Source organism: Pantoea sp. PA1 (assembly GCF_056856975.1).
Genome location: NZ_JBXGEE010000002.1, coordinates 130,318 through 143,716, shown reverse-complemented (window position 1 = coordinate 143,716; position 13,399 = coordinate 130,318). Strand labels below are relative to the sequence as shown.

Below are 13,399 nucleotides of genomic sequence, written 5' to 3'. Positions count from 1 at the left end.
AAAAAAATGGCACACATTGTAACCCTAAAAATACCTTCCAGAGAAGATTGGTTGCAGCAACTTGCTGATGTTGTCACTGAACCTGATGAATTACTGCGTATTTTAGCCCTGGAACAGCATCCTGAGCTGGCCGCTGGCGCGGATGCGCGGCGGCTTTTCGCTCTGCGCGTTCCGCATGCCTTCATCAGCCGGATGAAAAAAGGCGATGCGCACGACCCGTTGCTGCTTCAGGTTCTGACGCAGCGTCAGGAATTCATCGATACGCCTGGTTATAGCACCGATCCGCTCGATGAACAAAGTAACGCGGTGCCCGGACTGCTGCATAAATACCGCAACCGGGCGTTATTGCTGGTCAAAGGCGGCTGTGCGGTCAACTGCCGCTACTGCTTCCGCCGTCACTTCCCCTATCAGGATAATCCCGGTAATAAGCGAAGCTGGCAGGCGGCGCTGGACTATATCGCCGATCATCCGGAACTGGATGAGATTATCTTCTCCGGCGGCGATCCATTAATGGCGAAAGATCATGAACTCGCGTGGCTGATTGCCGCGCTGGAAAAGATCCCGCACCTGAAGCGGTTGCGCATCCACAGTCGTTTACCGGTGGTGATTCCGGCACGCATTACCGATCAGCTCTGTGAGATGCTTCGCGCGACCCGCCTGCAGGTGGTAATGGTGACGCACATCAACCATGCGCAGGAGATTGATGATGCGCTGCGTGAGGCGATGAGCAGCCTGAAGCGGGCCGGTGTCACCCTGCTGAATCAGAGCGTGTTGCTGCGGGGCGTGAACGATAATGCGCAGACGCTGGCCACCCTGAGCAATGCCCTGTTTGATGCGGGCATTCTGCCCTACTATCTGCACGTGCTGGATAAGGTGCAGGGTGCCGCACATTTCTTTGTGTCTGACGATGAGGCGCGCCAGCTGGTGCGGGCGTTACTGTCACAGGTTTCCGGCTATCTGGTGCCGAAACTGGCGCGGGAAATTGGCGGAGAGCCGAGTAAAACGCCGCTGGATTTACAGCTGCGTCAGGAATAAAAACGGCCAGCACAAGGCTGGCCGCTGAGATTCGCTGTACTACCTATGCCACATTATGGGCACTTGTAGACCTGACCGGTCATTTTGCTGTCCAGAGGCGCGAACGCAGACAGCAGATTCTGTGTCGGGCTGGTGGCACCATAAATCACGTTGCCGCCCATCTCCGCGGCGCGATTGCGCAGGTCATTGGCTGCACCGCGCAGTGCGCTGGTTTCGCCGCCTGCACCGCTCAGCCAGTTGCTCTGTGAGCCGGTAAGGTTGCCCAGAAGCTGGCAGGAACTGGCAGGCTGCTGATCGGTAAACGTCACGCGCTCGCCTGCTGAAGAGAGTTGCGTAGAGCTGCTGCAGCCCGCCAGCAATAACACGCCAGCCGTCAGTCCGGGCAAGAGGTTAATCCGCATTGTAATCCCCATTTATTATCATCAGAGTCGGGTGGCAGCGTAGCAGAAAAAAAGCACTTTTTTCTGCACATTCATTGCCTTAATCCCGTTATATCCCCTCAATATTTCATGTTACGTCTCGGCGACTCTGCCTGCCTGAAGAATGAACTGAACATCAGTGAATTCAGCCGGACAACTGCAGACAGCGTGCAGACAACGGGAAATATCAGGAGGAAAGACGTACGATTGCGCCACTACTTATACTATTTTCCTGCCCAAAAGAAAAACCCCCGGCCGTTTCCGGTCGGGGGTTCTTTTGTGACTCAGGCAGTCAACGGCAATTACATCATGCCGCCCATACCGCCCATGCCACCCATACCGCCAGCGCCAGCGCCTAAATCAGGTGCGTCGCCTTTTGGCAGGTCAGTGACCATGCACTCGGTAGTGATCATCAGACCCGCAACAGAGGCCGCGTACTGCAGTGCAGAACGGGTCACTTTGGTTGGGTCCAGGATACCGAAGTCGATCATGTTGCCGTACTCTTCAGTCTGCGCGTTGTAACCGTAGTTACCGTCGCCCGCTTTCACGTTGTTCGCCACAACAGAAGGCTCTTCACCGGCGTTAGAGACGATCTGACGCAGTGGTGCTTCCATCGCGCGCAGCGCAACTTTGATACCGACGTTCTGGTCTTCGTTCTGACCACGCAGCTCTGACAGCTGTGCTGCAACGCGAACCAGCGCCACACCACCACCTGCAACCACGCCTTCTTCGACAGCAGCACGGGTTGCGTGCAGTGCATCTTCAACGCGCGCTTTCTTCTCTTTCATTTCAACTTCAGTGGCCGCGCCCACTTTCAGAACGGCTACGCCGCCTGCCAGTTTCGCGACGCGCTCCTGCAGTTTTTCTTTGTCATAGTCAGAGGTCGCTTCTTCGATCTGCTGACGAATCTGGGTAACACGGCCCTGAATGGTGGTCTCTTCACCCACACCGTCGATGATGGTGGTGGTGTCTTTGTTGATCACAACACGTTTTGCCTGACCCAGATCTTCCAGCGCAGCTTTTTCCAGCTCCATACCGATCTCTTCAGAGATGACGGTACCGCCGGTCAGGATAGCGATATCCTGCAGCATGGCTTTACGACGGTCGCCGAAGCCTGGTGCTTTAACCGCAGCCACTTTCACGATGCCGCGCATGGTGTTGACCACCAGCGTTGCCAGGGCTTCGCCTTCAACATCTTCCGCGATGATCAGCAGAGGTTTACCGGCTTTCGCAACGGCTTCCAGCACGGGCAGCATTTCACGGATGTTAGAGATTTTCTTGTCAGCCAGCAGGATGAACGGCGATTCCAGTTCAACCGCACCAGTTTCTGGCTTGTTGATGAAGTACGGTGACAGGTAGCCGCGATCAAACTGCATACCTTCAACCACATCCAGCTCGTCCTGCAGGCCGGTGCCTTCTTCAACGGTGATCACGCCTTCTTTACCCACTTTCTCCATCGCCTGAGCAATCAGCTGGCCCACGGTTTCATCGGAGTTAGCAGAGATAGTGCCCACCTGCGCAATCGCTTTAGAGTCTGAACAAGGTACAGACAGCGCTTTCAGTTTCTCAACGGCAGACACAACGGCCTGGTCGATACCGCGCTTCAGGTCCATCGGGTTCATACCCGCGGCGACGGCTTTCAGACCTTCGGTGATGATAGCCTGCGCCAGTACGGTCGCGGTGGTGGTGCCGTCGCCTGCAGCGTCGTTCGCTTTAGAGGCCACTTCTTTCACCATCTGCGCGCCCATGTTTTCGAACTTGTCTTCCAGTTCGATTTCACGCGCAACGGACACGCCATCTTTAGTGATGGTCGGTGCACCAAAAGATTTATCCAGAACCACGTTACGGCCTTTCGGGCCCAGGGTAACTTTTACTGCATCTGCCAGTACGTTCACGCCACGCAGCATTTTTACGCGAGCGTCATTACCGAATTTTACGTCTTTAGCTGCCATTTCAATTGTCCCTTAAATTCGTTTCGTTCAGTGAGTTACGCGAAAAAATTACGCTTCGACAATCGCCAGAATGTCGCTTTCAGAGATGATCAGCACTTCTTCGTTGTCGATCTTTTCGGTTTTAGCGCCGTAACCTTCGTTGAAGATCACCACGTCGCCAACCTTCACGTCCAGCGGCTTAACGTCGCCACTCTCAAGGATGCGGCCATTGCCGACAGCCAGAACTTCACCACGGGTGGATTTACCGGCTGCAGAACCGGTCAGCACGATGCCGCCAGCTGATTTAGCTTCAACTTCTTTACGCTTGACGATGACGCGATCGTGCAATGGACGAATTTTCATGTGATAGCTCTCCTTTGAGAAGTCCAATCATTCAGTTTTGGGGTTGAACACCGGGCTGCATGGCTTCCGGCCTCGTGACCTGTGAGATAGGGCCATCCCCACCCGCTTTCAAGGGGGCGAACAACAAATTTTTTCTAGGGAAGCCATAAGTGATGTTTTTTTAAACAGATGACGGCGCAAATAAAAAACGCAACCCGGAGGTTGCGCTTTCAGTGGTGACAATGGCGGTTAACGATCCTTGTGATCGTCGTGATGCTCAAGGCGATCGCTGTTTTTACGCTCAAACTCGCCGTCCATCGTGTAGCCGCTGTCCGGTCCGGCTCCCGGCCCGCGCCAGACGCGCAGATGGGGCATCAGCTTCAGCGTCAGATGCTTCTGAACCGGGGGCAGCAGCAGCAGCAGGCCCAGCAGATCGGTAAAGAAGCCCGGCAGCAGCAGCAGGAAACCGGCGATGATCAGCGAAACGCTTTTGATCATCTCCGTGGCCGGGCTTTCGTTACGCGCCAGCTTCTCCTGCATCAGCATGAAGTTTTTCATGCCCTGATTTTTTACCAGCGAAACCCCGATGCAGGAGGTGAACACCACCAGCAGCATGGTCAGCAGCACGCCCATGACGTGTGCGACCTGGATGAACAGTGAAATCTCAATCCAGGCCAGAACAAAAAAGACTAATAACGGTATCCAGCGCACCGTACTCTCCTGTAAGTAGAGGCTGAACGGCAGCGTGCCGGTCAGCAGAAAGCGTTCATCCTGAGGAGGATAAGAAAAGAGATGGGCACCCGCGCCGCCCTTTTCAACCGATCCTGTCAAATTTATCCTGCGGGGTTAATTTTGTAACCAACTTCACATATCGTTAACCCGGCAGCAGCATTAGCGATCTGCATGCGTGCTTTTCCCGGGCATCAGAATATGATCGCACACGCCTCTATGAAGACGGATAATATGTCGGCACGGGCACACCACGACAAAATAAACACATCCTTTGTGATGGTTAGCGGCAACAACAAGAAGGTTATCATGGCGAACAACATTCGTATCGAAGAAGACCTGTTAGGTATGCGCGAAGTTCCGGCGGATGCCTATTATGGCGTTCATACTCTGCGTGCGATTGAAAATTTTTATATCAGCAACAGCAAAATCAGCGACATACCTGAATTTGTCCGCGGTATGGTGATGGTAAAAAAAGCAGCAGCGATGGCTAACAAAGAGCTGCAGACCATCCCGCGTAACATTGCCGATACCATCATTCAGGCCTGCGACGAAGTGCTGAACAAGGGCCGCTGTATGGATCAGTTCCCCGTGGATGTCTATCAGGGCGGCGCCGGGACCTCGGTCAACATGAACACCAATGAGGTGCTGGCAAACATCGGTCTTGAGCTGATGGGCCACCAGAAAGGGGAATACCAGTATCTCAACCCCAACGACCATGTAAACAAGTGCCAGTCCACCAACGACGCCTACCCGACCGGTTTCCGCATCGCGGTTTACAGTTCGCTGCTGAAACTGCTTGATGGCATCAGCCAGTTGTCTGAAGGCTTCCAGCGCAAAGCCGATGAATTCCAGACCATCCTGAAAATGGGCCGAACCCAGCTGCAGGATGCGGTGCCGATGACTCTGGGGCAGGAGTTTCACGCCTTCAGCGTGCTGCTGAACGAAGAGACCAAAAGCATTCTGCGCACCGCCGAACTGCTGCTGGAGGTTAACCTTGGCGCGACCGCCATCGGTACCCGTCTTAACACGCCGGATGGCTATCAGCATCTGGCCGTGCAGCGTCTGGCGGAAGTCAGCAACCTGCCGGTCATTCCGGCGGAAGATCTGATTGAAGCGACCTCCGACTGCGGTGCCTATGTGATGGTTCACTCGTCGCTGAAACGCCTGGCGGTGAAGCTCTCTAAAATCTGTAACGACCTGCGCCTGCTCTCCTCGGGTCCGCGCGCCGGCCTGAATGAAATCAACCTGCCTGAGCTGCAGGCGGGCTCCTCCATCATGCCGGCCAAAGTGAACCCGGTGGTACCGGAAGTGGTTAACCAGGTCTGCTTCAAGGTGATTGGCAACGACACCACCGTGACCATGGCTTCTGAAGCGGGTCAGCTGCAGCTTAACGTCATGGAGCCGGTGATTGGCCAGGCGCTGTTTGAGTCGATCAGCATCCTGACCAACGCCTGTTACAACCTGCTGGAGAAGTGCGTCAACGGCATCACCGCCAACCGCGCGGTGTGCGAGGCCTACGTCTTCAACTCAATTGGCATCGTGACCTACCTCAACCCCTACATCGGCCACCACAACGGCGACATCGTCGGCAAAATCTGTGCCGAAACCGGGAAAAGTGTGCGTGAGGTGGTGCTGGAGCGCGGCCTGCTGACGGAGAGTGAGCTGGACGATATCTTCTCGGTGCAGAACCTGATGTATCCGGTTTATAAAGCAAAACGCTACACCGATGAAAACGAGCAGTAGGGTTTAACCCACGCGGGTTAACCAAAGGCACACCGCGATCAACATGGTGTGCCTTTTTTTTTGGTACACAGCATTCCCGGAGTTCACCGGTTAACTTTGCAGGAGTGATTCATGTTTGTGGTTGAGCTGCTTGTCGTCCTGATGGCGATCTGGCTGGGCGCACGTCTTGGCGGCATTGGTATCGGATTCGCCGGCGGGATGGGGGTACTGATCCTGACGCTGGGCTTTGGTATGGCACCCGGCGCTATCCCGTTCGACGTGATAGAGATCATCATGGCGGTGATCGCCGCCATCGCGGCGATGCAGGTGGCGGGCGGCATGGACTATCTGGTGAGCCTGGCGGAACGCCTGCTGCGCCGACATCCGCGCCACGTCACGCTGCTGGCCCCGCTGGTAACCTACCTGATGACGCTGCTGGCAGGCACCGGTCACACCGCTTTCTCGACGCTGCCGGTGATCGCGGAAGTGGCCAAAGAGCAGGGCGTGCGCCCTTCCCGTCCGCTGTCGATTGCGGTGGTGGCGTCGCAGATCGCGATTACCGCCTCTCCCATCTCCGCCGCCGTGGTCTTTTTTGCCACGCTGCTGGAACCGCGCGGCGTCAGCTACATCACGCTGCTGGCGATTGCGATCCCCGCCACGATGGTGGGCCTCTTCCTGGCCGCGCTGGTCACTAACTTCCTCGGCAAAGAGCTTAAAGATGATGAGGTTTATCAGGCGCGTCTCGCCAAAGGGGAAGTTACCCTGCGGGGTGCCAGCGTCTACCAGCCGAAGCCGGGGGCGAAACGCTCGGTGCTGCTGTTTCTGACGGGCATTATTGCCGTGGTGCTCTATGCCACCGCCACCAGCGCCAGCGTCGGGCTGATCGCCGATCCGCCGCTGCCACGCAACGAAGCGATTGTGGTGTTTATGCTGACCATCGCGACGCTGATTAGCCTGACCTGCAAACTCGACACCAGCGAAATCCTCAGCGCCAGCACCTTTAAGTCCGGCATGAGTGCCTGTATCTGTGTGATGGGTGTCGCCTGGCTGGGCGACACCTTTGTCAAAGCGCATCTGGCAGAGATTCAGACGCTGGCGGGCGACACGCTGAAAACCTATCCGTGGATGCTGGCGCTGGTGCTCTTCTTTGCCTCCATGCTGCTCTACTCACAGGCGGCGACCACCAAGGCACTGATGCCGGCCGCCCTGCTGCTGGGCGTCACCCCGCTCACCGCGATTGCTTCCTTTGCGGCGGTATCGGCACTGTTTGTGCTGCCCACCTACCCCACACTGCTGGCCGCCGTTGAGATGGACGATACCGGCTCCACCCGGATTGGTAAGTTTGTGTTCAACCATGCCTTTATCATTCCCGGCGTTATCGCTATCGCGCTGTCGGTGCTTTCCGGCTTCATCTTTGGCGGACTGCTCTTGTAGCGCCGCCATCGTGTTATGAAGGGAGCGTGCTATCATCGGCGCTCTTTTCATCACACAGGAGTTACAGGATGAATGCCGTCGTTATCCTCTGTACTGCCCCCGATCAGGCCACGGCGCAACAGCTTGCGACCCTGGCGCTGGAAGCCAGGCTGGCGGCCTGCGTTACCCTGCTGCCCGGCGCGACCTCCTGCTATCTCTGGCAGGGCCGGATTGAGCAGAGCAGTGAAGTGCAGATGCTGCTGAAGTGCGACAGCAATCATCAGCAGGCACTGTGCGATCTGCTCAAAGCCGCGCACCCTTACGACGTGCCCGAACTGCTGGCACTGCCGGTTCAACATGGAGACAGTGAATACTTGTCATGGCTGCACGCATCTCTCGCTTAATAACGCTTCTGCTGACGCTGTTTGTCTGTCTGCAGGCGCACGCTTCCCTCTTTTCCAGTCCGGCGACCGGCCGCTTTGTGCCCGTCGACCAGGCCTTTACGTTTGATTTCGACCAGCAGGGCGCGCAGCTCAACCTGCACTGGAAAGTGAAGTCAGGCTATTACCTCTATCGCCAGCAGATTCACATCACGCCACAGAATGCGACCCTCGCGCCCCTGACGCTGCCTGCCGGAGAGCCGCATGAAGATGAATTTTTCGGCAAGAGTGAGATCTATCCGCAGGATCTGACGCTGCCGGTGACGCTGCAACAGGCAGGCCCCGGTGCCACGCTCAGCGTGACTTATCAGGGCTGTGCGGCTGCCGGCTTCTGCTACCCGCCAGAGACGCGATCCGTGCCGCTGAATGCGGTAGCCGCAGACAGCCCGCCAGCGCCCGCCAGCCCTACGGCTGAGGTTCAGCCCGCCTCCGCCAGCCCGCTGCCCTTTTCGCCACTGTGGGCGTTGCTGATCGGCATCGGCGTCGCCTTTACGCCCTGCGTGCTGCCGATGTACCCGCTGATCGCCGGCATTATCCTGGGCGGCCAGCGCCATTATTCGCTGGGACGCCTGTTTGCCCTGGCGATGGTCTACGTGCAGGGGATGGCGCTGACCTACACGCTGCTGGGCGTGGTGGTCGCCGCAGCCGGTCTGCGTTTCCAGGCCGCCCTGCAGCATCCCTGGGTGCTCATCACGCTCTCACTGCTGTTTATCGTGCTGGCTCTCTCCATGTTTGGCCTGTTTACGCTGCAACTGCCCGCCAGTCTGCAAACCCGCCTGACCCTGTGGAGTAATCGCCAGCGGGGCGGATCGCTGCCCGGTGTCTTCCTTATGGGAGCGCTGGCGGGATTGATCTGCTCGCCCTGCACTACGGCTCCGCTCAGCGCCATTCTGCTCTACATCGCGCAGAGCGGAAATCTGTGGGCCGGCGCCGGTACGCTGTGGCTCTATGCCGTCGGGATGGGGCTGCCACTGATCGCCGTGACCCTGTTTGGTAACCGCCTGCTGCCGAAAAGCGGCCCGTGGATGCAGACCGTCAAGGAGGGCTTCGGGTTTGTCATCCTGGCGCTGCCGGTGTTCCTGCTGGAGCGCATCGTGGGCGAGGCCTGGGGATGGCGGCTCTGGAGTCTGCTTGGCGTGGCGTTCTTTGGCTGGGCGTTCAGCCTCAGCCTGCGCGCCAGCAGCGGAAAGTGGCGCGTCGTGCAGATTGTCATGCTGGCCGCTGCGCTGATCAGTGCGCGACCATTGCAGGACTGGGCCTTTGGCGATCCGGCCACGCAGCAGGCGGCAACCCCCCTGCCGTTCCAGACCCTTCAGACGCCGCAGCAGCTCGACAGTGCGCTGCAGCAGGCCCGCGGTCGCATCACGATGGTCGATCTCTATGCTGACTGGTGCGTCGCCTGTAAAGAGTTTGAAAAATATACCTTCAGTGACCGCGCCGTGCGCGATAGCCTCCGTCAGGTGCAGCTAATGCAGGCCAACGTCACCGACAACAACGCCCGCGACAACGCACTGTTACAGCATCTTCAGGTACTGGGCTTACCCACAATTCTGTTCTTTGATGCGCAGGGCCGCGAAATCCCCGGTTCGCGTATCACCGGGTTTCTGGATGCCGCTGACTTCCGCGCGCATTTGCAGAAACTTACCCCGTAAACAACACTGGAGTCAGGTCTTTGCCCGGTAAAACAGCCGGGCCTGCATACCAGAGGAGAGTCACTTGCAGCGTGAACAGATACTCGAGCATGCATTGAATGTGCTTGAACAGAACGGCCTCGCCGCCACCCTCTCATTGGAAAACCTGGCGGGTTCCGGATTACCTTCAGAGCAGCTCCTGCTGTTCTGGCCCGACCGCGACGCTCTGCTCTACGATGCGCTGCGCTATCACGGGCAGCAGATTGAAACCTGGCGTCGCCAGATCCTGCTGGATGGGTCGCTGTCGGCAGATCAGAAGCTGATGGCACGCTATGAAGTCCTGAGTGAACAGGTCAGCAAAGGGCGTTTTCCGGGCTGCCTGTTTATCGCCGCCTGCAGCTTCTACCCGCAGCCCGATCAGCCCATTCACCAGCTGGCCGAGCAGCAGAAACGCGGCTCCTGGCAATTTACCCATGAGATTCTGGTGGAACAGGGGCTGGATAACCCCGGCATGGTCGCCGACCAGATGGAGCTGATTCTTGAAGGCTGCCTGAGCAAGCTGCTGGTGAAGCGTAACGTGCAGGATGTCGCCACCGCTCAGCGCCTGGCGGAAGATGTTTACAACATCGCGCTGTGCCGCAAAAACGGGGCGCTGGCCTGAGGTTTTGCCTGCTTTGACTGAAAATCAGGCAATCAGTCACGTTTCCAGGGGTTTTTTAGTGAAAGCCGTTGACGACCCGCGGCCTTTACGGTTTAATGCGCCCCGTTGCCCGAATAGCTCAGTCGGTAGAGCAGGGGATTGAAAATCCCCGTGTCCCTGGTTCGATTCCGGGTTCGGGCACCATTTTTAAAGAACCCGCCTCTGGCGGGTTTTTGCTTTTCAGAGCGAACCCGTTATCGAAGGTTCAATAGACTCGCCACTTCCTGTGGCTCGCCCATCCCCTTCAATTCACGCTTCGTCAGGCCCACTCAGCGTCTGACTGCCGATGTTCGTAAAATAGTTCCCCTGAACCAGTTCGCTGCTGACAAAATCCACAAATGCTCTGACCTTCGAGGATAAATGGCGGTTAGAAGGCCAGATTAGCGACATCGATCCTAATGGCAGCATGTATTCAGTCAGTAAAGGGACGAGTAATTCTTTTTCAAATGCTTCTTCAGCAACATAGACCGGCAGATGAGCTACGCCTGATCCATCAATGGCTGCCCGCAACCCAGCGTGAGTATTGTTGAATATAAGATCCCTGGGAAGGTCCAGGTTTTCAAAATCGGCAGAGAAAGCCCAACTGGCGATTCGACCACTTGAGGGATATTTGAAATGTATGCAGCGATGGTGGACCAGATCAGCAGGGTTCAAAGGGATGCCATGCGTTTTTAGATACTCTCTGCTGGCACAGACGACAAAATACTGCTCTCCCAGCTTTCTGCTCACAAGGCGGTTATCTGCCAGCTCACCACTTCTCACCGCGACATCTATTCCTTCCGCAATCAGATCCACCACGCGATCTTCAAAATCGATATCAAGCTGTATATCAGGGTACTTTTCAATAAAACGTGGAAGTATGGGCATCAAAAGGGAATGCCCGAAAATTTGCGGCACGCTGATATGTAATCTGCCGCAGGGCGTGATGCGCGTTTCGGCAATCAGAGCTCTGGCATCGCGAATCTCATTCAGGATGAACTTACACCGTTCATAGAAGACATTCCCTTCTTCAGTCAGACCGATGCTGCGCGTTGTCCGATGAAAAAGCCTTACCCCGAGTTCGTCTTCAAGTTTCGCCACGCTCTTTGCAATCGCTGAAGAAGAGATGCCTGACACCCTTGCCGCTGCAACATAGCTGCCCAGTTCAGCTGTATAAACAAACGCCCTGAGACCTCGCAGACTCTCCATCCCCCCCTCCAATTGTGGAATTTTTTTCCTTAGTGTAAGTACCTTTACTTATATTTACAATGATGTCACTGCATTTTAGTCTTGATGAAAATGAATTGTTAAATTACCTGAAAGCCACTGTCGCTTATCAAATTTTCAAAATAGTAAGAGTACCTCCCCGGCTTTATTAATTCCGTTAATAAACCGGATGAAACTCTTTTTATAACCTTCAAAAAACGGAAAGCTTGACTGTTATTTTTTGGTCAAAGGAAACCCTTATATGGAGAAGCATCGTGAGTGAATTAGTACATACCCTTTCGCCTGAAACTGTTATTGACAATGGATTGGTTATCTATTTTGCTGGTTCAATCAGAGCCGGACGGGATGATGTTCCTGTTTACGCGAAACTGATTAATAAGCTCAAGGGCTACGGTAAAGTTATTACCGAACACGTGGGTGATTACAGTTTATCTGATGGTGGTCAGTCTTTCCTGGGTGACAAATTTATTCATGACCGTGATTTGCACTGGCTGCGCCATTCCCAGGTAGTTGTCGCTGAAGTCACAACTCCAAGTCTGGGAGTAGGTTATGAAATTGCGACGGCAATCAGCTGGCGTATTCCTGTTATCACGCTCTACAGAAAAAATGAAAAAAACGTTTCAGCCATGATATCTGGCAGTGATGGATGTCGCCATTATGATTATCTGCAGGTTGAAGATGCCTTTCAGATTATCGAAAGTGAAATGGCGAAGTTAGGTTATGAGGTCGCCCATGAATCGTAATATTACGCATGCGCTGGTTAATACCGTAAATAACATCATGATGAATGGTAACGATGTTGGCTCACGCGATCAGGAGCAACGGGAAGTTCTCTCTACATTAACCAAAATCAGCCATCCCACAGAGCGATTCCTGGTATTACCCCACAGAAATAATAACGTCTTTGCGCAGGTTGCAGAAACGATGTGGGTACTCGCTGGACGGGATGATCTGCACTTCCTTAAACATTATCTTCCTCGCGCAGAAGACTATTCCGATGACTCACTGACCTGGCGAGCAGCCTACGGACCCCGGTTACGCAAATGGAAAGGGAAAGTAGACCAGTTGCAGGGAGTAGTGAATCGCCTTAGAGAAGATCCGCTGACAAAACGTGCAGTAATGAATATCTTTGATCCTGAAACGGATTATCAGGAAACAAAAGATGTTCCCTGTAATAACTGGCTGCACTTCATCCAGCGAGGCGGTTATCTTGATTTACATGTTACCGTCCGCGCGAATGATGCCATCTGGGGATTCAGCGGCATTAATTTTTTTGAGTGGAGCGTTTTACACGAAATTATTGCTAATACGCTTGGGTGGAAAGTCGGAAAGTTATCCTGGTATGTAGGCACATTCCATATCTATAACCGTCATTACTCGACTGCAGAGAAAATCAGCAGCATGAAGAACCCGGTAAGCATGTACGAATGCCAGATTAACCCGACCAAAATAACCACGTGTGCAGAAAATATTGATGAAGTGTTGGCAATGGTTTTTCAGGCTGAAGAGGCTTCACGAAACGGCAACTTTAAAAATTCGTCTGAGATCGAGAAGAATATAGCCGATCCTTTTTTCAGAAAGGCCGCGACCTTGTTGAAAATTTATAATGCGCTGCAGCTAAATGTCGATCGGGACATTATCAATAATTACCTCAAAGAGCTGGGCAATAGTGATTTCCACATTGCCGCACTTGAATATCTGAGCAGGAAATGGAAATCCCAGGAAACATTGGCAGCAGTCAGCACAATTTCAGATGAATTTTATCAGGCATTTACCTCAATGAAGAACCCGGTAAATAGCAGTCTAATCACTTAGTTTTAAAGGTCTC

At 54.7% G+C, this 13,399-nt stretch carries 13 protein-coding genes and 1 tRNA gene; 9 read left to right on the top strand and 5 right to left on the bottom strand.

What is annotated here, in order from left to right; all coding sequences use genetic code 11:
* Window positions 1-6: 6 nt before the first annotated feature.
* The gene (gene epmB, locus AC1V0D_RS11450; RefSeq protein ID WP_009092497.1) at window positions 7-1,035 is read left to right on the top strand and encodes an EF-P beta-lysylation protein EpmB; all 1,029 of its coding nucleotides are present in this window, start codon (window positions 7-9) and stop codon (window positions 1,033-1,035) included.
* A 53-nt stretch (window positions 1,036-1,088) separates the two neighbouring features.
* Here the strand turns inward: epmB and AC1V0D_RS11445 are convergent, their stop codons facing one another.
* The 4 genes from AC1V0D_RS11445 to AC1V0D_RS11430 all read right to left on the bottom strand — a co-directional run bounded on the left by AC1V0D_RS11445 (window position 1,089) and on the right by AC1V0D_RS11430 (window position 4,438).
* Window positions 1,089-1,436: a DUF4156 domain-containing protein gene (locus tag AC1V0D_RS11445; protein ID WP_009092500.1), complete on the bottom strand. Its 348-nt coding sequence runs from the start codon at window positions 1,434-1,436 to the stop codon at window positions 1,089-1,091.
* A gap of 320 nt (window positions 1,437-1,756) precedes the next feature.
* On the bottom strand, window positions 1,757-3,406 hold the full coding sequence (gene groL, locus AC1V0D_RS11440) for a chaperonin GroEL (protein WP_009092501.1): 1,650 nt from the start codon (window positions 3,404-3,406) through the stop codon (window positions 1,757-1,759).
* 48 nt (window positions 3,407-3,454) lie between these two features.
* Complete coding sequence (locus tag AC1V0D_RS11435) at window positions 3,455-3,748, bottom strand: co-chaperone GroES (protein WP_009092502.1); 294 nt, start codon at window positions 3,746-3,748, stop codon at window positions 3,455-3,457.
* A 228-nt stretch (window positions 3,749-3,976) separates the two neighbouring features.
* Window positions 3,977-4,438, bottom strand: a complete 462-nt coding sequence (locus tag AC1V0D_RS11430; RefSeq protein WP_181405354.1) for an FxsA family protein — start codon at window positions 4,436-4,438, stop codon at window positions 3,977-3,979.
* Window positions 4,439-4,765: 327 nt separating this feature from the next.
* On the opposite strand from AC1V0D_RS11430, the gene aspA reads away from it, so the two are divergent.
* The 6 genes from aspA to AC1V0D_RS11400 all read left to right on the top strand — a co-directional run bounded on the left by aspA (window position 4,766) and on the right by AC1V0D_RS11400 (window position 10,509).
* Window positions 4,766-6,202, top strand: a complete 1,437-nt coding sequence (gene aspA, locus AC1V0D_RS11425) for an aspartate ammonia-lyase (protein ID WP_009092504.1) — start codon at window positions 4,766-4,768, stop codon at window positions 6,200-6,202.
* Between the two features lie 111 nt (window positions 6,203-6,313).
* Window positions 6,314-7,615, top strand: coding sequence for an anaerobic C4-dicarboxylate transporter (locus AC1V0D_RS11420; protein WP_009092505.1), 1,302 nt, complete (start codon window positions 6,314-6,316; stop codon window positions 7,613-7,615).
* A gap of 68 nt (window positions 7,616-7,683) precedes the next feature.
* Window positions 7,684-7,998, top strand: a complete 315-nt coding sequence (cutA, locus tag AC1V0D_RS11415) for a divalent cation tolerance protein CutA (RefSeq protein WP_265137468.1) — start codon at window positions 7,684-7,686, stop codon at window positions 7,996-7,998.
* The gene (locus AC1V0D_RS11410; RefSeq protein WP_482907436.1) at window positions 7,974-9,686 is read left to right on the top strand and encodes a protein-disulfide reductase DsbD; all 1,713 of its coding nucleotides are present in this window, start codon (window positions 7,974-7,976) and stop codon (window positions 9,684-9,686) included. The genes cutA and AC1V0D_RS11410 overlap by 25 nt, the downstream gene beginning before the upstream one ends.
* A 64-nt stretch (window positions 9,687-9,750) precedes the next feature.
* Window positions 9,751-10,326, top strand: a complete 576-nt coding sequence (gene dicD / locus AC1V0D_RS11405; RefSeq protein WP_482907435.1) for a division control transcriptional repressor DicD — start codon at window positions 9,751-9,753, stop codon at window positions 10,324-10,326.
* Window positions 10,327-10,433: 107 nt separating this feature from the next.
* Window positions 10,434-10,509: transfer RNA gene (locus tag AC1V0D_RS11400), tRNA-Phe, on the top strand.
* Window positions 10,510-10,614: 105 nt separating this feature from the next.
* Here AC1V0D_RS11400 and AC1V0D_RS11395 read toward each other — a convergent pair.
* On the bottom strand, window positions 10,615-11,553 hold the full coding sequence (locus tag AC1V0D_RS11395) for a LysR family transcriptional regulator (protein WP_140028745.1): 939 nt from the start codon (window positions 11,551-11,553) through the stop codon (window positions 10,615-10,617).
* A gap of 272 nt (window positions 11,554-11,825) precedes the next feature.
* Here AC1V0D_RS11395 and AC1V0D_RS11390 point away from each other — a divergent pair, with 272 nt between their 5' ends.
* Both AC1V0D_RS11390 and AC1V0D_RS11385 read left to right on the top strand, forming a co-directional pair.
* Window positions 11,826-12,314 (top strand): nucleoside 2-deoxyribosyltransferase, encoded by a 489-nt coding sequence (locus AC1V0D_RS11390; protein ID WP_482907434.1) that lies wholly within the window; start codon window positions 11,826-11,828, stop codon window positions 12,312-12,314.
* The gene (locus AC1V0D_RS11385) at window positions 12,304-13,386 is read left to right on the top strand and encodes a thymidylate synthase (protein ID WP_181161909.1); all 1,083 of its coding nucleotides are present in this window, start codon (window positions 12,304-12,306) and stop codon (window positions 13,384-13,386) included. The genes AC1V0D_RS11390 and AC1V0D_RS11385 overlap by 11 nt, the downstream gene beginning before the upstream one ends.
* Window positions 13,387-13,399 lie beyond the last annotated feature (13 nt).

Bases quoted from the DNA above. Each gene is read 5' to 3' on its own strand.
- cutA (WP_265137468.1), top strand. From the start codon at position 7,684: ATGAATGCCGTCGTTATCCTCTGTACTGCCCCCGATCAGGCCACGGCG.
- AC1V0D_RS11445 (WP_009092500.1), bottom strand. From the start codon at position 1,436: ATGCGGATTAACCTCTTGCCCGGACTGACGGCTGGCGTGTTATTGCTG.
- AC1V0D_RS11410 (WP_482907436.1), top strand. From the start codon at position 7,974: ATGGCTGCACGCATCTCTCGCTTAATAACGCTTCTGCTGACGCTGTTT.
- epmB (WP_009092497.1), top strand. From the start codon at position 7: ATGGCACACATTGTAACCCTAAAAATACCTTCCAGAGAAGATTGGTTG.
- AC1V0D_RS11385 (WP_181161909.1), top strand. From the start codon at position 12,304: ATGAATCGTAATATTACGCATGCGCTGGTTAATACCGTAAATAACATC.
- aspA (WP_009092504.1), top strand. From the start codon at position 4,766: ATGGCGAACAACATTCGTATCGAAGAAGACCTGTTAGGTATGCGCGAA.
- AC1V0D_RS11420 (WP_009092505.1), top strand. From the start codon at position 6,314: ATGTTTGTGGTTGAGCTGCTTGTCGTCCTGATGGCGATCTGGCTGGGC.
- AC1V0D_RS11395 (WP_140028745.1), bottom strand. From the start codon at position 11,553: ATGGAGAGTCTGCGAGGTCTCAGGGCGTTTGTTTATACAGCTGAACTG.
- groL (WP_009092501.1), bottom strand. From the start codon at position 3,406: ATGGCAGCTAAAGACGTAAAATTCGGTAATGACGCTCGCGTAAAAATG.
- AC1V0D_RS11435 (WP_009092502.1), bottom strand. From the start codon at position 3,748: ATGAAAATTCGTCCATTGCACGATCGCGTCATCGTCAAGCGTAAAGAA.